The sequence below is a fragment of the Sulfurimonas sp. genome, from assembly GCF_016744025.1.
Taxonomy (GTDB): domain Bacteria; phylum Campylobacterota; class Campylobacteria; order Campylobacterales; family Sulfurimonadaceae; genus Sulfurimonas.
In genome coordinates this window covers 1-20,041 of the sequence record NZ_JADGFC010000002.1, presented here as the reverse complement: position 1 = coordinate 20,041, position 20,041 = coordinate 1, and the positions used below count along the sequence as shown (strand labels likewise).

General features: G+C 32.3%; 19 protein-coding genes. 11 read left to right on the top strand and 8 right to left on the bottom strand.

What is annotated here, in order from left to right; translation table 11 throughout:
- Positions 1-14: 14 nt before the first annotated feature.
- The 6 genes from QZZ48_RS00700 to QZZ48_RS00675 are packed head-to-tail and all read left to right on the top strand — an operon-like array spanning position 15 to position 6,878.
- A complete protein-coding gene (locus tag QZZ48_RS00700) occupies positions 15-1,028 on the top strand; it encodes a DNA adenine methylase (RefSeq protein ID WP_294960675.1) in 1,014 nt (337 codons plus the stop codon).
- Positions 1,025-2,791: an AlwI family type II restriction endonuclease gene (locus tag QZZ48_RS00695; RefSeq protein ID WP_294960672.1), complete on the top strand. Its 1,767-nt coding sequence runs from the start codon at positions 1,025-1,027 to the stop codon at positions 2,789-2,791. Before QZZ48_RS00700 ends, QZZ48_RS00695 begins: the two co-directional genes overlap by 4 nt.
- Positions 2,784-3,671: a Dam family site-specific DNA-(adenine-N6)-methyltransferase gene (locus tag QZZ48_RS00690; RefSeq protein WP_294960669.1), complete on the top strand. Its 888-nt coding sequence runs from the start codon at positions 2,784-2,786 to the stop codon at positions 3,669-3,671. Before QZZ48_RS00695 ends, QZZ48_RS00690 begins: the two co-directional genes overlap by 8 nt.
- A gap of 23 nt (positions 3,672-3,694) precedes the next feature.
- A complete protein-coding gene (locus QZZ48_RS00685) occupies positions 3,695-4,384 on the top strand; it encodes an ATP-binding cassette domain-containing protein (RefSeq protein ID WP_294960667.1) in 690 nt (229 codons plus the stop codon).
- Positions 4,381-6,381 (top strand): penicillin-binding protein 1A, encoded by a 2,001-nt coding sequence (locus QZZ48_RS00680; RefSeq protein WP_294960665.1) that lies wholly within the window; start codon positions 4,381-4,383, stop codon positions 6,379-6,381. Before QZZ48_RS00685 ends, QZZ48_RS00680 begins: the two co-directional genes overlap by 4 nt.
- Entirely contained in the window at positions 6,378-6,878 is a 501-nt protein-coding gene (locus QZZ48_RS00675; RefSeq protein WP_294960664.1) for a hypothetical protein, read from the top strand. Before QZZ48_RS00680 ends, QZZ48_RS00675 begins: the two co-directional genes overlap by 4 nt.
- On the opposite strand, the gene QZZ48_RS00670 is transcribed toward QZZ48_RS00675, so the two are convergent.
- Together QZZ48_RS00670 and QZZ48_RS00665 are read right to left on the bottom strand one after the other, a co-directional pair.
- Entirely contained in the window at positions 6,875-7,735 is an 861-nt protein-coding gene (locus QZZ48_RS00670) for a hypothetical protein (RefSeq protein ID WP_294960661.1), read from the bottom strand. The genes QZZ48_RS00675 and QZZ48_RS00670 overlap by 4 nt on opposite strands.
- An 81-nt stretch (positions 7,736-7,816) precedes the next feature.
- Entirely contained in the window at positions 7,817-7,966 is a 150-nt protein-coding gene (locus QZZ48_RS00665; RefSeq protein WP_294960658.1) for a hypothetical protein, read from the bottom strand.
- Positions 7,967-8,106: 140 nt separating this feature from the next.
- Between QZZ48_RS00665 and QZZ48_RS00660 the strand changes: the two genes are divergently transcribed.
- Positions 8,107-8,310 carry a helix-turn-helix transcriptional regulator gene (locus QZZ48_RS00660; RefSeq protein WP_294960657.1) on the top strand — a complete coding sequence of 68 codons (204 nt, stop codon included), beginning with the start codon at positions 8,107-8,109 and terminating at the stop codon, positions 8,308-8,310.
- Between the two features lie 171 nt (positions 8,311-8,481).
- On the opposite strand, the gene QZZ48_RS00655 is transcribed toward QZZ48_RS00660, so the two are convergent.
- From QZZ48_RS00655 to QZZ48_RS00645, 3 genes are all read right to left on the bottom strand, one after another.
- Positions 8,482-8,925, bottom strand: a complete 444-nt coding sequence (locus QZZ48_RS00655; RefSeq protein ID WP_294960655.1) for a Fic family protein — start codon at positions 8,923-8,925, stop codon at positions 8,482-8,484.
- Between the two features lie 2 nt (positions 8,926-8,927).
- Positions 8,928-9,947, bottom strand: coding sequence for a DNA-binding protein (locus QZZ48_RS00650; RefSeq protein ID WP_294960652.1), 1,020 nt, complete (start codon positions 9,945-9,947; stop codon positions 8,928-8,930).
- A 68-nt stretch (positions 9,948-10,015) separates the two neighbouring features.
- The gene (locus tag QZZ48_RS00645) at positions 10,016-10,663 is read right to left on the bottom strand and encodes a DCL family protein (RefSeq protein WP_294960649.1); all 648 of its coding nucleotides are present in this window, start codon (positions 10,661-10,663) and stop codon (positions 10,016-10,018) included.
- 342 nt (positions 10,664-11,005) lie between these two features.
- On the opposite strand from QZZ48_RS00645, the gene QZZ48_RS00640 reads away from it, so the two are divergent.
- The 3 genes from QZZ48_RS00640 to QZZ48_RS00630 are packed head-to-tail and all read left to right on the top strand — an operon-like array spanning position 11,006 to position 14,248.
- Entirely contained in the window at positions 11,006-12,280 is a 1,275-nt protein-coding gene (locus tag QZZ48_RS00640) for a DEAD/DEAH box helicase (protein ID WP_294960646.1), read from the top strand.
- Positions 12,281-12,287: 7 nt separating this feature from the next.
- Positions 12,288-14,030 (top strand): Na/Pi symporter, encoded by a 1,743-nt coding sequence (locus tag QZZ48_RS00635; RefSeq protein WP_294960643.1) that lies wholly within the window; start codon positions 12,288-12,290, stop codon positions 14,028-14,030.
- Positions 14,027-14,248: a hypothetical protein gene (locus QZZ48_RS00630; RefSeq protein WP_294960640.1), complete on the top strand. Its 222-nt coding sequence runs from the start codon at positions 14,027-14,029 to the stop codon at positions 14,246-14,248. Before QZZ48_RS00635 ends, QZZ48_RS00630 begins: the two co-directional genes overlap by 4 nt.
- Before the next feature lie 69 nt (positions 14,249-14,317).
- On the opposite strand, the gene leuA is transcribed toward QZZ48_RS00630, so the two are convergent.
- From leuA to glnA, 3 genes are all read right to left on the bottom strand, one after another.
- Positions 14,318-15,976: a 2-isopropylmalate synthase gene (gene leuA, locus QZZ48_RS00625; RefSeq protein WP_294960637.1), complete on the bottom strand. Its 1,659-nt coding sequence runs from the start codon at positions 15,974-15,976 to the stop codon at positions 14,318-14,320.
- Between the two features lie 97 nt (positions 15,977-16,073).
- Positions 16,074-16,988 (bottom strand): HAMP domain-containing sensor histidine kinase, encoded by a 915-nt coding sequence (locus QZZ48_RS00620; protein WP_294960634.1) that lies wholly within the window; start codon positions 16,986-16,988, stop codon positions 16,074-16,076.
- Positions 16,989-17,074: 86 nt separating this feature from the next.
- Entirely contained in the window at positions 17,075-18,505 is a 1,431-nt protein-coding gene (glnA, locus tag QZZ48_RS00615) for a type I glutamate--ammonia ligase (protein ID WP_294960632.1), read from the bottom strand.
- 179 nt (positions 18,506-18,684) lie between these two features.
- Here glnA and bioA point away from each other — a divergent pair, with 179 nt between their 5' ends.
- On the top strand, positions 18,685-19,971 hold the full coding sequence (gene bioA / locus QZZ48_RS00610; protein ID WP_294960629.1) for an adenosylmethionine--8-amino-7-oxononanoate transaminase: 1,287 nt from the start codon (positions 18,685-18,687) through the stop codon (positions 19,969-19,971).
- The last annotated feature ends 70 nt before the right edge of the window (positions 19,972-20,041 follow it).

The window sequence follows — 20,041 nt, the reverse complement described above, 5'->3', positions numbered from 1 at the left end:
GTTGGAGATAACTCTTGTATAAAATATCGCAAAGAAGATACCTAGGCAACAAAAACAGAATCTTAAATTTTATAGATGAAATTATAAAAGCTGAAGTTGGAGAGTTTGATTCTTTATGCGATATTTTCTCTGGAACTGGAGTTGTCGGAGAGTACTTTAATGCAAAAAATAAAAGAATTATCTCTAACGATCTACTTTATAATAACTATGTTTCACTAAATGCTTTTTTAAATCCTGAACCTTTCAATGAAGCCAAACTATTAAAAATTATAGATGAGTTTAATGAGTTAGAAGTTGATGAGAGTAACTACTTCTCAGATAACTTTGGAGATAGATATTTTTCTATGAAGATAGCAAAGAAGATAGGTTATATAAGAGAAAATATACGAGACTTATTTGTAAACAATGATATCAATTTAAAAGAGAAAAATATACTAACGACTTCTTTGATGTACTCAGTTGATAGAATAGCCAACACTGTTGGACACTACGACGCGTATATAAAAAAAGATATAAGAGAGCAAGCTTTTGTTATGAAAATGCTTGATTTATCTAAAGATAAAAATACAAACAATGAAGTACACAATACAGATGCAAACCTCTTGATAAGAGATATAGAGTGTGATGTTTTGTATCTTGACCCACCTTACAACTCTAGACAGTATTGTGATGCTTATCATCTTCTTGAAAACTTATCTCTTTGGAACAAACCTGAAGTATTTGGAGTTGCAAAAAAGTTTGACAGAAGTAAAATAAAAAGTGAGTATTCACTTAAAAGCGCAGCTGAGAGTTTTGATGACCTGATAATAAATGCAAAATGTAAATATATTTTACTTTCATACAACAACATGGGCGAAAAAGGCAACTCTAGAAGTAATGCAAAAATCACTGATGAAGAGATTATAAAAAGTATGTCTAAACGCGGTGAAGTGAAGATATTTGAAAAAGATTACAAGGCTTTTACAACTGGAAAAAGTTCTCATAGCGATAATAAAGAGAGAGTGTTTTTTGTTGAGGTTAAAAATTGAAAAAAGCTTGGTCAATCTCTACAACAGTTAGAAATCCGGAGAGACTTCGTAACTTTCTAATCACTCTAAAAGAGATCCAAAATAGAGAGTGGAACCATGAAACTCAGATAGAGTTTCAAGCAAGACTTGTCAAAAATAGATTTTATGGATTTGGAAGTAATCAGTTTTACAATAACTTACCATCAAAACTTGTTGACCTTCTACAAGATATGAACCATGAAATAACTCTAGATGAAGCTATGAATATACTTGAGAAAAGAAATTATCCTGAAGGCATAGCGATAAGAGGAAGAACATCTTATAAACCTTTGGAAAAAATAGGGCTCGTTTGTCTTGTAAATAAAAAGATAAAAATAACATCTCTTGGCATCTATCTATTAAAAGATGATTATGACTTAGGAGAAATGTTTTTTAAAAGCTTTTTAAAATGGCAATATCCAAACCCTGTAGATAGAGACTTTAAAGATTCAGAGATTTATAATCTAAAACCATTTATCTTAACGCTGCATCTTATAAACGAAGTGAATAAACTTTGTAAAGTAAAAGATATAAAAGAAGTAGGAATCTCAAAAACAGAGTTTGAAATTTTTGGACAGACACTTGTAAATTATAAAGATTTAACAGACCAAGCTAAGACCTTAGTTGAGTTTAGATTAGCACTAAGAGCACTTAAAACTCACAAAGAAAAAAAAGAGTTTACACAAAACTATATAGAAGAGTTTTTAGCAGATTTTACAAATATAGATAACAATAATCTAAGTGATTATTCTGATAATACTATAAGATATTTTAGACTTACAAGGCTTATATATATTCGCGGTGGAGGTTTTTATATAGACCTTGAGCCAAGAAGAATGATAGAGATAAATGCACTCTTAAAAACTTATGATGGAAGTAGTGAATCTCTTAGTAAGAAAGAGTATATAGAGTACATTTCAGATATTAATTTACCTATTTTGCCGTGGCAAAGTGAGCAAGAACAGAAGAAGATATCAGATGCTATAAAAGTGGAGATAGAGACTCTTGAATCTCAACTACAGATGCAAGAGAACCTAGATGCAAAGAGTGTCGAAGAGTTGAGAGGGTATCGTAAAAAACTCCAAAATATAAAGATAAAAAAAGAGCTTCAACATATCTCTAAAATAGATGAAACTATAGATGCTCTAATAAATATAAGAAGCTTAGACTTGAAGCCTAGTATTGCTTTAGAGAAGTACATAACAATGGCACTAAATATTATCAACGATGCTAAAGAGGTAAGAGCAAACTCTTTGGTTGGAGATGATAATGAGTTTATATTTACAGCTCCTGCAAATAAGCCAGATATAGAGTGTTTCTATGAGAGTTTCAATAGCATCTGCGAAGTTACTATGTTAAATGGAAGAGACCAATGGCATAATGAAGGGCAACCTGTTATGAGGCACTTTAGAGATTTTGAAAACAACTCTGCACAAGAAGATAACTATTGTATATTTGTAGCACCTAAGATGCATAGAGATACTATAAACACATTTTGGTTTTCTGTGAAGTACGAGTATGAGGGTTTAAAACAAAAGATAGTTCCTTTAACTATATCTCAAATCATAGAGATATTGGAGTTTATAAAGGTTCTAAAAGAAGAAAAAAGACCTTTCTTTCATACCCAGTTTCAAGTATTTATGCAGAGTATCATAAATCTAAAAGATGAAGTTCATACATCAGATGAGTGGTTAAGAGCTATACCTAAGGTTCTTCATGATTTTAAAGGGAGTTTTTATGAGTGATTATTTAAAATCTCCACTAAACTATACTGGTGGAAAATATAAACTTTTAAAACAGATAGAACCGTTATTTCCAAAAAATATAAACACCTTTGTAGATCTTTTTGCTGGTGGATGTAATGTTGCAGTAAACATAGATGCAAAGAAAATTATTGCTAATGATATAAGTGCTGATATTATCAACCTATACAAATTTTTTAAAAAGAGTTCATCTGATAAAATTATTGAAAAAATAGAAGTAATAATAGAGAAATATGAACTATCAAACACTACAAAATATGGATATGAAAAGTACAATACAAACTCAAGTTCTGGAGTTGGAAAGTATAATAAAAAATTCTATGAAAAACTAAGAGCTGACTATAATGAGAATCCTAGTGAACTTATGTTTTACACGACTCTCATTTTTGCATTTAACAATCAGATACGTTTTAATGCCAGCGGTAAGTTTAACACTCCTGTAAATAAAAGAGATTTTAATAAGAATATGAAGAAAAATTTAGGGCTATTCATAGATAGATTAAATACGCTAAATATCTCGTTTAACTCAAAACACTTTAAAGATGTGAAAATACCATCAGACTCTTTTGTTTATATTGACCCTCCATACTTGGCTACGCAAGCGACTTACAACGAAAATGGCGGTTGGAATGAAACTAAAGAGATAGAGTTACTAAAGTATATGGATGAGTTAAATGCCAAAAATATAAAGTTCGCACTCTCTAATGTTTTTGAAAATAAAGGTCGTAAAAATGATCTTTTAATAGAGTGGAGCAAAAAGTATAATATTCATAATCTAGAACATACTTATCACAACTGTAGTTATCATGCTAAAGATAAAAATACAAATACTACGCAAGAAGTGTTAATTACCAATTATTAGGCAGAAATTAGATAAAATATATTATGAAAATTAAGCAGCTGAAAATTTCACTAAAAGACATAACTTTAGTAGATATAGACTTTGAGATAACTTCTTCATTAGCTCTTGTTGGGCAGAGTGGAAGTGGAAAAAGCTTAACACTAAAAGCACTTTTGGGAATGTTGCCTAATAGTATGGCTGTTGAATTAGAAGTAGAGTCAAAGTTTGAACTAAAAGCTGGAAAAGACCTCTCTTTTGTTCCTCAAAATCCATTTACCGCGCTATCTCCACTTACAAAAATTAGAAAACAATTTTTTGTAGATGATAAAAGAATTAAAGAACTTTTTGATCAGGTAGACTTAGACATAGAACTAGCAGATAGATTTGCTCCTGAACTATCAGGTGGACAACTACAAAGAGTTGTTATAGCTATGGCTTTGGAACAAGATCCAAAACTCATTCTCTTGGATGAACCAACAACAGCCCTAGATCCTGAGACGAGAGTTTTGATTTTGGATTTGTTAAGAGATTTACAAAAGAAACATGGTTTTAAGATGCTATTTGTAACTCACGATATGAACTCAGCAAAGCTTATTTGTGATGAGATATGCGTTATAAAAGACGGAAAAATAGTTGAGAGCGGGAATATGCAAAGTATTTTAAATGCTCCACAAGAAAAATATACACAAACATTAATTGAAGCAAATTTTGCGAACAGGGAATTTAGACAATGAGCAAACTTAAAAATATATTTTTAAGCATATTACTACTGGGATTTTTATCTCCCTTTTTAGTACTGGGGTATTTTTTAACTGTGCAAAACTATGATGTTTCTGCATTAACAAATTATCAGCCAGATGTAACAACTAGAATCTACGATAAAAACGGCGATAAAATAGCAAATATATTTGATAAAAAACATAGATACTATGCATCTTTTGATGAGATTCCTCCAAGGGTTATTGAAGCCCTTGTAGCCATAGAAGATACAACTTTTTTTGAGCATCCAGGTATCAATATAGATGCTATCTTTCGTGCAGCTATAAAAGTTATAAGAGCTGGTAAGGCTGTTGAAGGTGCTAGTACAATTACTCAACAGTTAGTGAAAAATGTACTTTTAACAAGAGAAAAAAAATTATCAAGAAAGATAAAAGAAGCTATCTTTGCTCTAAAGATTGAACGTGCTCTTACAAAAGAGCAGATTCTAGAATGCTACTTAAATGAGATTTATTACGGTCATGGTTATTACGGTATAAAGACAGCTGCAGATGGATATTTTCATAAAAAGCTTGCAGATTTGACTCTTAAAGAGATGGCTATTTTGGTTGGACTTCCAAAAGCACCAAGTACTTACGCCCCGACAAAAAACTATGAAATCTCAATGGGCAGAGCAAATCGCGTTATAGACAGAATGCATGTACTTGGTTGGATAGATGATTTGGCTTATAAAACTGCTTTAGAAGAAAATCCTGAAGTTTTTAACGACACTCTTACTCAAAACAAAGCACCATTTATCGTTGATGAAGTTGCTAGACGTGCAAGAAAACTAGGTATAGACGATATGAAAACAGGTGGTTATGAGATATATACTACTATTGATATCAGACTTCAAAAAGTTGCTAGAGAATCTCTAAAAAGTGCTTATGACAAGTCACTAGCAAGAATCGAAGCTTATAAAGTAAGAGAAGCGAAGATTCTTCTAAGAAAACCAGACTACGAAATATCTCCAGATGTAAACACAACTGTATTAAATGGAGCTCTTGTATCACTTGATTCAGCCACAGGAGATATATTGGCACTAGTTGGAAGTACTGACTATAAAATTTCTTCATACAACCGTGCAACACAAGGAAAGAGACTTCCTGGTTCTGCTTTTAAACCTTTTATCTACCAAGTTGCAGTTGACTTAGGTTATTCTGGAGCTACTAAACTTATAGATGTCTCTAGAACTTACAAGTATGAAAAAGATGGCGAAGAGATGAAGTGGCAACCTAAAAACTATGAAAAGAACTATAAAGGTCTTATCTCTTTAAGAGAAGCACTTATACACTCTAGAAATCTTGCAACTATAAATCTTGTAAATGATATTGGCTTACAGCAGTTACTAAGAGAGTTAGACAAGTTTGGTATAAAAAATCTTCCTCGTGATTTATCTATTTCTCTAGGAACTATTTCCGTTTCACCACTAGAGCTTGCAAAGTACTACACATCTTTTGCAAATCATGGACTTCAAATAGAGCCGCATCTAATTAGATATATAGATAAAAATGGAAATACTATTTATGAAAAAAGTGAGAAGACTCAGTTTATAACAGAACCTACACAAGCTTTTATAATGACTACTATATTAAGAGACGTTGTTAGTCGTGGTACGGGTAGAAGAGCTAGAGCTAAAGGTATAGAACTAGCAGGAAAAACAGGAACTACAAACAAAAATATAGATGGTTGGTTCGCAGGTTATTCACCAACTATAGAGACAATAGTCTGGTTTGGAAATGATGATAATACTCCAATGCATAGATGGGAAACTGGTGGTAAGATAGCCGGTCCTGCTTTTGCTCAGTATTACCAAAATGTTTTAAAGTTATATCCACAGATACAAAGGGAGTTTATAGCTCCTGAGGGAATAGTTGAAGTTGATGTAGGAAAAAGAAAAGAGTATTTTAGTGATATCTCAAAACCACCTAGAACTGAAAATGACGCAAAACCAGAAGAGGAGTTATTATTTTGATAAAAAAAATTATATTAGCACTGTTAGTACTTAGCAGTGTAGCAAATGCAGAACTATTTAAAAGCTCAAACGTAAGTCTTGGTCTAAGTATCGGAAATGGTAATTTAACTACTGTTGAAGATGGAGAGCAAAATTATACAATATTGGGTTTTAGTGCCGAGTACTTTGTTCAAGATAACTTGTCAGTTTCTCTTGGTGTTATGAGCTGGCTTGGAGCTACTCCAACACTAAAACAAGTGACTACAACAGCGACTTACTATGTACCTTTGGATCAAGAGTTTCGTCCTTACTTTGGAGGATTTGCGAGACAAACATATGTTAGTGATGGTTATGAAGATTATGAGTCATATGGTGGAAGGTTAGGGATAGCAATGATCTTATCTCCAAACTCTTATGTTAGTTTTGGAGTGGTAAGCGAGCACCAATCATCTTGCGCTGAGTGGCAAGATAGTTGTTCAAGCACATATCCTGAGCTTGTGTTTGGAGCGTCTTTTTAGTCTTTTTTATCTTCAGATTTTTTAAGAGACTTGATGTTAATTTTTCTTCCAACTTTTTTTGGAGGATAACCTTCTTCTCTTTGTGATCCATCATGACGATGGTTTCTATCTCCACTTTTTCCTGAGAAGATTGCTTTGCCATTTTCATCTTTACCTAAGTACTTATTTGGTGCTTTGTCTTTTTTAGCCCATTTGTCGTCTTTGCCTGATTTGTTAAAGTCTTTTTTGAAATCTTTCTTGTCATCTCTTTTAAAGTCTTTTTTATCATCTCTTTTAAAATCTTTCTTGAAGTCTTTTTTGTCGTCAGAGTATTCTCTTTTTGGCTTTGGCTCACCAGTTTCTTTATCGTAACGTTTTTTAGCTTCTTCTTTTATTTGACTTTGAGTCATCTTTTTAGGAGTATATTTTGAGTCTGTTTGTGGTTTTTCAATAACTACATACTCAAAACCTTCTATTATGTCTTGCTTGATTACACGACCTAAAAGAGTCTCAATAGGATAAAGAAGTTTTTGCTCAGTTTCGTTTAAAAGAAGAAGAGCTCTACTTGTAGTATGAGCAAGTCTAGCCATATATAAAACAGCTTTACCAGGTACATCAAGACTGATTAATAAGTCACAAACAAGTGTCTCATCTTTGATAAGAGTTCTGTCATCTACAACTTGTACATTTTCTAGTGCTTGAGAGTTTTCATTTTGTAAAAAATCTTCAACACTTTTAGCATCTATAGATGTTACTACGATGATTTTACTCTCTCTGTTATCAGATATAAGTTTGTTAACTAGAGATAATTTCTTATCATTAGGACATGGATGAACGCGGTGGTTGTTTGGTTTGATAGTTGATTGTGTCGATGACATAAGAAGTCCTAAGTAAGCAATTTAAATTATTGGTCGAATTATATCTTAAAGTTGCATAAATAATTCTATTGAAGTGTTATTCTAATTTTCAAGCTTCTGTTTACAAAATAGTCCATTGATATGATTTTCAATTAAACGATAGGTCTTTGAGTCAAGTGTACCTAAAGCATTTAAGGCTAATAGCATCTGCTTTAATTCTTCTATTTTTTCTTTAATTTTAGAATTTTTCATGAAATATCCCTTTCTATTATAAACAAATAATATAGTTAACTGTCAATAGTTATTGTCGTCAATATATATTGACAATTGTAATAATATCATCATTCAAATAGAATGTCAATATATATTCATTAACAGTAAATAGGATAAAGATGCGATTTAAAAATGTATTGGCTCAGGTGATGTTAGAAAAAGAGATGAGTATTAATAAGCTTTCTATTATTACAGGTGTTAGCAGACAATCTCTTAACGAGTATCACAAGGATAGAATCCAACGTTATGACGCAAAGATAATAGCTAAGGTCTGTCAAGCACTTAAATGCGAGATAGGTGATTTACTCAAGTTTGAGGAATAACTATTTCTTGCGGTAAGGAACTGTGTTTTGCCATTCTATAACTTCAAAAGTTTTATGTCGATTGAAGAGTTTGCTTTAGCATAACGTTGAAGATAACGGGTGACTTTAACTGCAAATTTTTATAAAAAATTTATTAGTTCCAAAGTTTTGTTATATTTTCTACTACTTATTTTAAGATAATTCTTGTGAAATTACTGTAAATATTTTCAATTTTAATGATTCATCATCAATATCATCAGTTATAACAGCTGATATGATTTCTTCTAAAAAATCTTTATCAATGAGACCTGCAGCTACATGATAGCTTATATTTTCCATTTCTCTTAGAAAACGTTGAACAGCAAAAACATATCCATTTAACAAAAGAAATTGTGCTCCTATAGAAATTGCGATACGCTTATTTCCATCTTCAAAACAATGAAACTTGTTCGCACAAAAAAATATATGAGTAAGCTTTTTTTCAAATGTAGGGTAATAGTCATCATTTTGAATATGTTCAAGACAACTACCTAGTTTCTCAACATCTAAGTGACCTTTAGCACCACCTCCACTTATATCAACAGTTTTTTCATGAGTTTCGATAGCCTGTTCAAGAGTTAAATAGATTAATGACATTATTATTCTCTTTCTTTAAGACGTTTAAAAACATCTTTCGCATCTTCAAGACGTTCCTCAAGTTCTTTACTTTTATCTCCAAGAAAACGTTCAAATTCTGAGCCTTGAACAGGAGTGATATATTCTGATAATTGCTTATGTAATGCATCTCTAAATGCTAAATCACGACTTGCCATTTTATTACGGGCACGTTCTACTAGTGGTCTCCAATGGTCTTGTGCTTCAAATTCTTTATATAGCTTTTCAACTTCTAAGGAAGTTAAAGGTCTGGCATATATTTTACTTGTTTTCTCTAATGATTTTGCAAATCCAAATTCAAAAGATGCAATTAGGTCTAAAATTTCTGAATAAAAGGTATCTCTAACTTTGTCTTTTTCATGTAGTTTAAGAACTTTTCTGTAAGCCTTTGAATTCTCACGAAATATTGATACATATATTTTATCGGTATATAAAGGGTATTTAAATGGTCCCATACTAACATAGTCACGTAATGCATCTGTAAATTCTTTACGATAGTTTTCTTCAGCAAAAGAAGCTTGTATAAATTCTTCATCACGTTGATTTATATACTTAGTTCCTCCTCCAGTACGCTGATTAATTGTATCAATAACAATATCTAAAATAGTCTGTCTTAACACTCGTGCTGTTTCACTTTCTGTTAATAGCATTGCAATATTTAATAGCGACCTGAAGTCGAATATACCGAGGTTTCGAACTTTGTGACCGACATCAATGTCGGTCACAGATTGATCTTCAATTGCAGCACGAAAATCTTTTAGTTTTTGACCTTTAATAACTATATAACCATTCTGTCCTAATTCACTTGTATGTGATTCAAGGTAACGTTCAATAGTTCGTATATCGACATCAAAGAACATAGCTACTTGTTCTTTCGTTAATCGTAAATTATCTTCAAAATTAACACCTGTAATATTTGTTGCTTTTTGTATTTCTTGAATTGCATACGGATTATTTAATATATTTTGTCGTTCTAAATTTGAATTTGTCAGGTCTTTTGCCATTGATTGTCCTTAATCACTAATTATTATTATTTTATCATAAATAAATTTTCATATTTAAAGTGTATTTTTTATCTTCTTACAAATTTTTTCACTATTTCTAAATTTGCACACTCTGAATGAAAAGTATTAAATTTATTTGCTAATTCTTGATTCTCAAATGACGTTATATATTGCATATCTGCATTATCTACAATCATATCGTTGGTTATTATTAAGTTTTCTGAAATTATAAAGTTATTAACTATATCTCTAAATCGTGGTTGAGTATGTCTATATTCAGAATCGTCAATTGTGACTAATTCTCCAGTAATAGAACAAGGCACTTCCCTATGACTAAATATTTGTTTTTTCTCTTCGATTAACTTTAATGAAATAGCAGTTCGACATGCCGAGTAAAAATCTTGCAATAGTGTTGGACTAGCATTATTTATACATGTCTTTATTGAAAAATCTGTACTACTATCATCGTTTCGTTTTACATGAAAACAACTTGTCGGATGATTTGGTGATGTATCTCTATAAAAACTAGTTATTCCTACTCCAATCTTTTCTTCAACTTCCGGATGACGTTGAATTAAATCGAAAAGTATATTGTCATCTATTAATGATACCGTATCCCCATCGTTGTAGCTTTCAAGCATTTCTTTAAAAAAACTTGTAGCTTCTGTTTTTGTAGAAAATTGTCTATGTGATAAATTTATTGGATGACCTGCCATTTTTTCCATTCATGTTGATATAACTATTTATTCAACGAACATTATATGTATAATAACCTTAAATACCAAAATAACACACTATTGAAAGTGCTTATTAATTTGTTATATATAAAAAAAAAGTGATAAAAACTACTATTTTACCAAATATGATTTTTAAAACTTAAAAAAATCATGTATATTTAATACTGAAATAGCAGTTATTTGAAAGGGTTTGTTAATTTCTCAAATAATCCATGAAAAGAACATAATGTCGCTTAAGTAAAAAGCTGTTCTAAATTTAAATTCCCAAAAAACAAGCCCAAAATTATGCTATTATAGAAAGATATTAAGACTAGGAAATACATGTCATTTAACAACTTAGGGTTATCAGCTCCACTATTAAAAGCAATTAAAGAACAAGGCTATAGTGAGCCTACCCCGATTCAAAAACAGGCTATCCCTGTTATTCTGGATAGAAAAGACATCCTTGCGGGTGCACAAACAGGAACTGGTAAAACAGCAGGTTTTACTCTTCCTATGCTAGAACTTTTAAGCCGTTCTAAACATACAAAGCAAAAAGCACATCATGTTAGAGCACTTATTCTGACTCCTACAAGAGAGTTAGCGGCGCAAGTTGCAGAGAGTGTTGCAGTTTACGGGAAGCATCTTCCATTTAAATCATGTGTAATCTTTGGTGGTGTAAAAATAAACCCTCAAATAGTACAACTTCGTAAGGGAATGGATATAGTTATCGCAACTCCTGGACGACTTTTAGACCATATGAATCAAAAAACTATAGATCTTTCAAAAGTAGACTTCCTTATTTTAGATGAAGCAGACAGAATGTTAGATATGGGTTTCATAAATGACATCAAAAAAGTTTTAGAAGTTCTTCCTAAACAGAAGCAAACTTTACTTTTCTCTGCTACTTATTCAGATGAGATAAAAAAACTATCAGATAGACTTTTAAACTCTCCGACATTGATTGAAGTTGCTCGTAGAAACACTGCATCTGAGACAGTTAAACAAGCTGTTTACCCTGTAGATAAAGTTCGTAAACGTGAACTTCTTACTCACCTTATCAAAGATGGTGACTGGAAACAAGTTCTTGTGTTTAGTAGAACTAAGCATGGAGCAAATCGTTTAGCTGGACAGTTAGAATCAGATGGAATCACAGCTGCTGCAATTCATGGAAACAAAAGCCAAAATGCAAGAACAAAAGCTCTAGCTGACTTTAAAAAAGGTGAGGTAAGAGTTCTTGTTGCTACTGACATCGCAGCTCGTGGTATAGATATAGACCAACTTCCTCATGTTGTAAACTATGAACTTCCAAATGTAAGTGAAGACTATGTTCACCGTATCGGTAGAACAGGTCGTGCTGGTAACGAAGGTGAAGCTGTTTCTCTTGTTTGTATAGATGAAGATGAGTACTTAGCTAACATCGAAAAGCTTATAAAAAAAGATATTCCAAAAGTATGGTTAAAAGGTTTTAAACCTGATCCATCAATAAAAGCAGAAGCAATCAACCAAGGTGGCGGCGGAAGAGGTAAGGGTGGAGGAAACTCTAGAAATAGACCTCGAAATAAGCCTGCCCAAGGTGGTAGTACTTCAAGAGGTAACTCAAACCGAAGAAGATAGGTCTATAATGAATTTTAAAAAGTATTTATTTCCCATTTTTGTATTGGCACTTGCGTATCTTCTGTTTTCTAGTGATGATGCAAAACTCATTATCGCTGGAATTACCATATTTTTAATAGGTATGGTTTTTATGGAAGACGGCTTCAAGCTTTTTAGCGGTGGAGTCATAGAAAAAGTTTTAAAAAAAACTACCTCTTCAGTACCTAAAGCAATTGGTGCTGGATTTGTAGCTACTGCAATCGTTCAAAGTTCTTCACTCCTTACAATAATTGTTATCTCATTTTTAAGTGCCGAGCTTATCTCTCTTAGTGGAGCTATTGGTGTTATCTTTGGCTCAAACATAGGAACAACAGCGACAGCTTGGATAGTCTCAGCATTTGGGGTAAAGATAAAAATAGCTCAGTTTGCTCTTCCTATGATTATCTTTGGAGTAGTCTTTAGGTTTAAAGATGCTAAATCATATCAAGGTATTGGAACTATTTTAGTCGGTCTTGGTTTTGTCTTTCTTGGCATAGGTTATATGAAAGAAGGATTTGACGCACTAAAGGGTGGAATAGACTTAGCATCTTACGCTATGGACGGATACCTTGGAGTATTAGTTTATGTTCTTATAGGCTCAGTTGCTACAGTTGTCATTCAGTCTAGTAGTGCAACAATGGCACTGATTATCACGGCTCTTGCAACAGGACAGATTGAGTACTTTAATGCTTTAGAACTAGCTATTGGTACAACAGTTACTGCAATACTTGGCTCACTTAGCTCAAACGCAAATGGAAAAAGACTAGCAATAGCGCATCTGATATTTAACATAGTAACCGGATTTGTTGCAATAGTATTTTTATATCAGCTGGCATCTTTAGTTGCATACTTATCTAGCATGATTGGCATAAATGAAACCGACTATGCAATGCAGTTAGCTCTTTTTCATACTATCTTTAATGTTTTAGGCATACTTGTAGTCGCTCCATTTACCTCCTACCTCGTAAAATTTTTAGAATCTCTTTTTATAGAGGTAAAAGATGTTGACAAGGCAAGATACCTTGATGATATAGTTATAAATGTCCCAGAAGCGGCTCTAGAAGTTGTACGAAAAGAAGTTGAGCATCTATATGATAATTCAATAGAAGTGATCTCTCCTGCCCTTTCTCTTCATCGACACCAATATCTAGGATGTGAAGACATGTCTCATGTCATCAAACATTCGGATGAAAAAATAAATACAGATATTAACGTTTTTTATGACAACAACATTAAAGAGATATATGGACAAATCTTGTACTATGCAACAAAAGCTCAAGAAAATATGAATGAAGAGCAAAAGATGAAAGTATATGAGTTGAAAATCTCTTGTAGAGATATTGTTGAGTCTATCAAGTATGTTAGAGAGATACAAAAAAATATCAAGATATATCTAACCTCAAGCAATGAGATTATGAAAGCTGAGTATAACTTGATACGAAAAGAGATAGCTGAGGCAATAGATACCATAAACAAGATTCGAAATATGGATGATGACTTAGATATACTATCTAACATTGAGCTTTTAAAAAAAGAGATAGATAAGTTAGATCTTATACAAAATGGAAAGATTGATTCTCTAATCAGAACAGATAAGATAAAGAGAAAAATGGCAACTTCACTTATAAATGATAACTCATTTGCATATGATATTTCTAAAAATCTTATCAACACAGCATCTATTTTATGGATAAAAGATAGTGATATTCAAGACTTAAGGGAGATTGCATGAACATAGAAAAATTGTTTAAAAAAGCAGAAAAGTTTTTCATACTAGATAAGGGTGAGCAAGAAAAGAAGCAAAATAAAAGAGAAAAACTAAAAAATTCTCTTTTAAAAAAGATAACTTCTCTTAAAAAGAAAGTCAAAATATCAGAAAACTCCAATGAAAAAAAAGAGCTTAAAAAACAGCTCGAAGTTCTGAAAAAGTTCCATGAAAAACTAAAATAGTTACTTATTGAAGTATATGAGTTTGAAGACTTGCTCTCTAAGGCGATGCCTAGAGAGCTTAGTGAGTGTTTAGTTAAAAGCTCTGTTTAAAGCACAGAACATTGCTTTTATAGATGCAGTTGCAATATCGTTATCTTTTCCTACACCGTAGCAAGACAATGTATCTTTAGTCTGTATTTCAATATAAGCAATAGCTTTTGCTGAACTTTGATCACCACATGAATGCTCAGAATAAGATTTAATAGTAAAATCATTTTTATAGTCTTTCATCAGTGCATTTTTACAAGCATCGATTGGACCGTTACCCTCTCCTGAAGCGATTATCTCTTTTCCATTGTAGCTATAAGTAAGCTTACAAGTAGAAACTTTGTTGATTGACTCAACAGTAAAGTCAACAAATGATATATGTTGTTTAGCTTTAAAATAAGTATCTTCAAATATATCTAAAATCTCATCAGAACTAAGTTCTCTTCCTTTAACATCAGTAATACCTTGGACAATTTTTCCAATCTCTGGATGCATAGCTTTTGGTAGAGCAAAACCAAAGTTTTTCTCTAATATGAAAGCTACTCCACCTTTTCCAGACTGAGAGTTGATACGAATAATACTCTCATAAGATCTTCCAACATCTTCTGGGTCAATCGGTAAATAAGGAACTTCCCAAAAACTATCTTGAGAGTTCTTTTGATATGCAAGACCTTTATTGATTGCATCTTGGTGTGAACCGGAGAATGCTGTATAAACCAACTCACCAACATAAGGGTGACGAGCATGTGTATCCATCTCAGTACATTTCTCAACAACTTCTAAAACTTCATTTATATCTGAGAAGTCTAACTCTGGGTTTACACCTTGAGTTAACATGTTAAGAGCAAGAGTAATCATATCTACATTACCAGTTCTCTCTCCATTACTTAAAAGTGTTCCCTCAACTCTATCAGCTCCTGCTAAAAGTGCTAACTCAGTAGCCGCAACAGAAGTTCCTCTATCGTTATGAGTGTGAGTTGAAATGATTACATTTTCACGATTGTCTAAGTGATTAGACATCCACTCTATTTGGTCTGCATAAATATTTGGTGTTGCCATCTCTACAGTCGCAGGAAGGTTGATAATAACCTTTCTTGTAGATGAGATTCCCCATCTAGCAGTTACTGCATTTGAAATTTCTGCAGCAAACTCTAACTCAGTTCCAGTAAAACTCTCAGGTGAATACTCTAAGAACACTTCTCCATCAAAATCTTTTTCATACTTTTTAACTAAGTCAACGCCTTGTAAAGCTAAAGCAACTATCTCTTCTTTACTTTTTCCAAATACTATCTTTCTTTGGGCAGTAGAAGTAGAGTTGTAAATATGTACAGTTGCTTTTTTAACACCCTCAAGTGCTTCAAAACTTCTTTTAATCAAGTGTTCTCTAGCTTGAACTAAAACCTGAACTGTTACGTCATCAGGGATAAGCTTATCATCAACTAATCGGCGTAAAAAGTCAAACTCTACTTTAGACGCAGATGGAAATCCAACTTCAATTTCTTTGAAACCAAGTTTTAATAAGAGTGCGAAAAGTTCAAGTTTTTTATTCATATCCATAGGGTTGATTAGTGCTTGATTACCATCACGTAAATCTACACTACACCATTTAGGAGCTTTTGTTATAGTTTTTGTTGGCCATTGTCTATTAGGCAAATCAATTTGTGGGTAAGGGCGATATTTGCCCATTTTTACTTGATTCATTATGAATCCTTGAACTTTAAATTTGATAGTACACTCTTACATAACTATCTTAATCGGGATTATATCAAATTTTGTATTAGAGAATTAGAAGATGTTATTAAGTAGTAGTTTGTTGTAAAATTATTATAAAGAAAGCGCCCTTGTCGGTGTTAAATACATTTATAGTTCCATTGTTTTTTTTAACTAATTGTTCACTCATATATAAGCCGATACCAGTGCCTTTTCCCTCAGGTTTAGTTGTGACATTAGCTTTGAAAATATCTTGAATGACTTCATTATTTATGCCACCTGCATTATCTTCAACTTCAATATATATGTTATTGCTTTCTTCGTAGCATCTAATATCGATTTTTCTATGGCTTATATCTTTATCATTAAATGCATCTATAGAATTATTTATAAGGTTAATTAAGAGGTGTTTAAACTCATTTTTATTTCCAAATATCTTGATAAGTTCATCTATCTCAATATCTAAAAGTATGTTTTGCAATATAAGTTCATCTTTCATAAGAATCTGAACACTTTGCATTGCATTTAGGACTGTAAACTCTTCATTTTTAACTGATGGACGAAAAAATGTACGAAATTCATGAAGAGTACTAACCATATGATCTACCTGCATATGCATTGTTTCATCAAGATCTTTTATGTATGTAGAATCTACTATATTGTTGTCAAAATCTTCTTTTAGCATGTCACTCATCATACTAATAGAGTTAAGTGGTTGCTTCCATTGATGAGCAATGGCATCTATCATTTGACCCATAGATGCAAGTCTAGACTGTTGTTCTAACATCTCATCTTTTTGAGCATCTTTTTCATGGGCAATTATATTTTTTTTATCCCATTGTTTTAAAAAATATTCATTTTGTTTTATAATTTTTTGATTTTCTTTTTGTTCATTTACGTAGAAATCTAAAACGGTTTGGATTTTTTCTGCTAATTTTTGGTCTGATTTTTTAGATAGGTTGACTATCTCTTTGAGTAGGATTTGAGTGATTTTATTTGACATTTTTCACCAGTATTAATAATTTATGTTTATTATAGCTAAAAGAATGTATTCCCGCAAAAAAGCGGAAATATCAACTTATAGTACGATTAGCACTGGTAAGTAGTTTTAAATTCGAAAGCAGTTGGACGACCTTCATCTGGCCATACATCTCTTGCAAATCTATAATGTTGGTAAGCATTGATAAATTCTTCAGTAAATACTGGTTTAAGGAAATCATTATCAGAGATAAGACCTTCAAGTGCTTCACGAAGTGTGTGTGGCATTTGAGGAATACCTTTTTCACGAATTTCATCAAGAGAAAGCTCATATAAATCTTCATCCATTGGACCAACAGGAACAGTAGCTTTTTTGATACCGTCAAGACCAGCCATCATCATTACAGCAAATGCAAGGTAAGGACAAGAAGTTGAATCTGGAAAACGCATCTCAACACGTGTAGCCATTTCGCCAGCACCATATGGAATACGACAAGCAGCTGAACGGTTTTGAGAAGAATAAGTCAGAATTGAAGGAGCTTCAAAACCTGGTAATAATCTCTTATATGAGTTAGTTGTTGGGTTAGTAAACGCAGAAACAGCAGCAGCATGTTTGAAGATACCACCAGTATAGTTAATAGCCATTTCACTTAGGTTTGCATAGTTACCTGGTGCATAGAAAAGGTTCTTACCATCTTTCCATAGTGACTGGTGAACGTGCATACCATTACCATTATCACCATACATTGGTTTTGGCATAAATGTAGCAGTTTTACCATTAAGGTGTGCAATCATCTTAACAACATACTTATATTTTTGAACATTATCAGCAGCACCGATTAGGTCAGAGAAAACAATACCGATTTCATGTTGACCTTGTGCAACTTCGTGATGACCAAGAATAACTTCAAGACCAACTTGCTCTAGTACTTGCATCATTTCAGCACGCATATCTACAGCTGAATCAGTTGGTGCTACTGGAAAGTAACCACCCTTTGTTCCTGGTCTGTGACCTGTGTTGTACATATCTGGGTAAGGATTGTTTGAATTCCACTCACCTTCTTCAGTATCAACTTTATAACCAGCTTCATTGATATTATCAACAAAAGTTACAGAGTCAAATACAAAGAACTCGTTTTCAGGACCAAAGTATGCTGTATCAGCAATACCGATTTCTTCAGCATGCTTAAGAGTTTTTTTAGCGATTGAACGAGGACATCTTTCGTATGCTTGATCTTTGTAAATATCATAAACATCACAAATTACGATTACAGTTGGATCAGCAGTAAAAGGATCTAAAAAAGCAGTTCCGATATCAACTTTTAACAACATGTCTGACTTGTTAATCGGTTGCCATGCATCTACAGATGAACCATCAAAAGGAAGACCATTTTCAAGTTGATTAGCACTAACAGCACTCATTCTGTAGCTAATATGGTGCCATGCACCCTTAATGTCTGTAAATCTAAAGTCTACAAATTGAACATCGTTTTCTTCACAAAAAGTAAAAAACTCTTCTGTATTATTAACAAATTTTCCCATTCATTCTCTCCTGAAATTAAATTGCTATTAGTATAGCTCAAAAATATTTAATTGAATCTCTTATCCTGTTTAAATTTTAATCAATTAGAAATTTTTGTTTCGTAAAGTTATAATTTAAGAAAGAATCTTGTTTAAAATAAGAGTATAATTTGAGCTATATTTTAATACAAAGAGAACTTTTGAATAATATTGATAAAGAGCATATTTGGCATCCTTATAGCAGTGTTTTAAATCCAAGAACTAATATAAAAGTAGATAGTGCAAATGGCATTTACTTAAACTTAGAAGATGGTACCTCTATCATAGATGGTATGTCTTCCTGGTGGTCTGTTATACACGGATATAACAATGAAACTATAAACTCTGCCATAACTGAGCAAATAGCTAAAATGAGTCATGTGATGTTTGGTGGACTTACTCATGAACCAGTTATTGCCTTGACTGAAAAAATATTAAGTATTATAGATGATGAATTTAAATACATTTTTTATAGTGATTCAGGCTCTGTGGCAGTGGAAATTGCTATGAAAATGGCACTTCAATACTTCTCTAGAGAAAACAGTATTTCAAAGAATAAATTTTTAACAGTAAAGAGAGGCTATCACGGAGATACCTTTGGCGCAATGTCTGTTTGTGACCCAACTACTGGAATGCACTCTATATTTAGTAGTTTTTTACCGCAGAACTATTTTGTAAGTGAGCCTAAAAGTAAGTTTGATGAAGCGTTTGATAAAGATGATTTAAATGAAATCACTCAACTTTTAGAAGAAAAACATGAGAGTATCGCAGCTATAATAATTGAACCAATTGTTCAAGGTGCTGGTGGTATGAGAATATACAATAAAGAGTACTTAGTAGGACTCAAAGAGTTATCTTTAAAATATAATGTACTGCTTATTTTTGACGAGATAGCAACTGGTTTTGGACGAACAGGAAAAATGTTTGCCTATGAGCATGCAGGAGTAGTTCCAGACATTATGTGTATAGGAAAGGCTTTAACTGGTGGTTATATGACAATGGCAGCAACAATTACAAATGAAAAAGTTGCACAGGGTATAGAAAAAGATGGAAATATTTTAATGCACGGACCAACTTTTATGGCAAATCCACTTGCATGTAAAGTCGCTTCTACAAGTATAGACCTACTTTTAAATAATAATTGGCAAGACAAAGTTTTAGGTATTGAGAAATATTTAAAAGAGAATTTAACTATTTGTGAAAAACTAGAAAAAGTAAAAGAAGTAAGAGTTATCGGTGCAATTGGTGTTGTAGAACTACATAAAAATGTAGATATGGATTTTGTCACAAAAGAGTTTGTAAAAAGAGGTGTTTGGATAAGACCATTTATGAAAACAGTTTATATCATGCCTCCATATATTACAAAAGAAGATGAACTACAAAAACTCATAGATGCTATCTATGAGACAATACAAATAATGGACTTAATTAAAAATATGGGGGTTTGAAAACCCTTGCAAACTTCTGTATATTGGTAAGAAACCAAGGTATTTCTATAATGGATTATAAAAAAGCTCT

Coding starts and splice junctions, on each gene's coding strand:
- QZZ48_RS00680 (WP_294960665.1), top strand. CDS start 4,381: ATGAGCAAACTTAAAAATATATTTTTAAGCATATTACTACTGGGATTT.
- QZZ48_RS00665 (WP_294960658.1), bottom strand. CDS start 7,966: ATGAAAAATTCTAAAATTAAAGAAAAAATAGAAGAATTAAAGCAGATG.
- QZZ48_RS00655 (WP_294960655.1), bottom strand. CDS start 8,925: ATGTCATTAATCTATTTAACTCTTGAACAGGCTATCGAAACTCATGAA.
- QZZ48_RS00650 (WP_294960652.1), bottom strand. CDS start 9,947: ATGGCAAAAGACCTGACAAATTCAAATTTAGAACGACAAAATATATTA.
- QZZ48_RS00660 (WP_294960657.1), top strand. CDS start 8,107: ATGCGATTTAAAAATGTATTGGCTCAGGTGATGTTAGAAAAAGAGATG.
- QZZ48_RS00670 (WP_294960661.1), bottom strand. CDS start 7,735: ATGTCATCGACACAATCAACTATCAAACCAAACAACCACCGCGTTCAT.
- QZZ48_RS00685 (WP_294960667.1), top strand. CDS start 3,695: ATGAAAATTAAGCAGCTGAAAATTTCACTAAAAGACATAACTTTAGTA.
- leuA (WP_294960637.1), bottom strand. CDS start 15,976: ATGAATCAAGTAAAAATGGGCAAATATCGCCCTTACCCACAAATTGAT.
- QZZ48_RS00620 (WP_294960634.1), bottom strand. CDS start 16,988: ATGTCAAATAAAATCACTCAAATCCTACTCAAAGAGATAGTCAACCTA.
- QZZ48_RS00630 (WP_294960640.1), top strand. CDS start 14,027: ATGAACATAGAAAAATTGTTTAAAAAAGCAGAAAAGTTTTTCATACTA.
- QZZ48_RS00645 (WP_294960649.1), bottom strand. CDS start 10,663: ATGGCAGGTCATCCAATAAATTTATCACATAGACAATTTTCTACAAAA.
- glnA (WP_294960632.1), bottom strand. CDS start 18,505: ATGGGAAAATTTGTTAATAATACAGAAGAGTTTTTTACTTTTTGTGAA.
- QZZ48_RS00635 (WP_294960643.1), top strand. CDS start 12,288: ATGAATTTTAAAAAGTATTTATTTCCCATTTTTGTATTGGCACTTGCG.
- QZZ48_RS00690 (WP_294960669.1), top strand. CDS start 2,784: ATGAGTGATTATTTAAAATCTCCACTAAACTATACTGGTGGAAAATAT.
- QZZ48_RS00640 (WP_294960646.1), top strand. CDS start 11,006: ATGTCATTTAACAACTTAGGGTTATCAGCTCCACTATTAAAAGCAATT.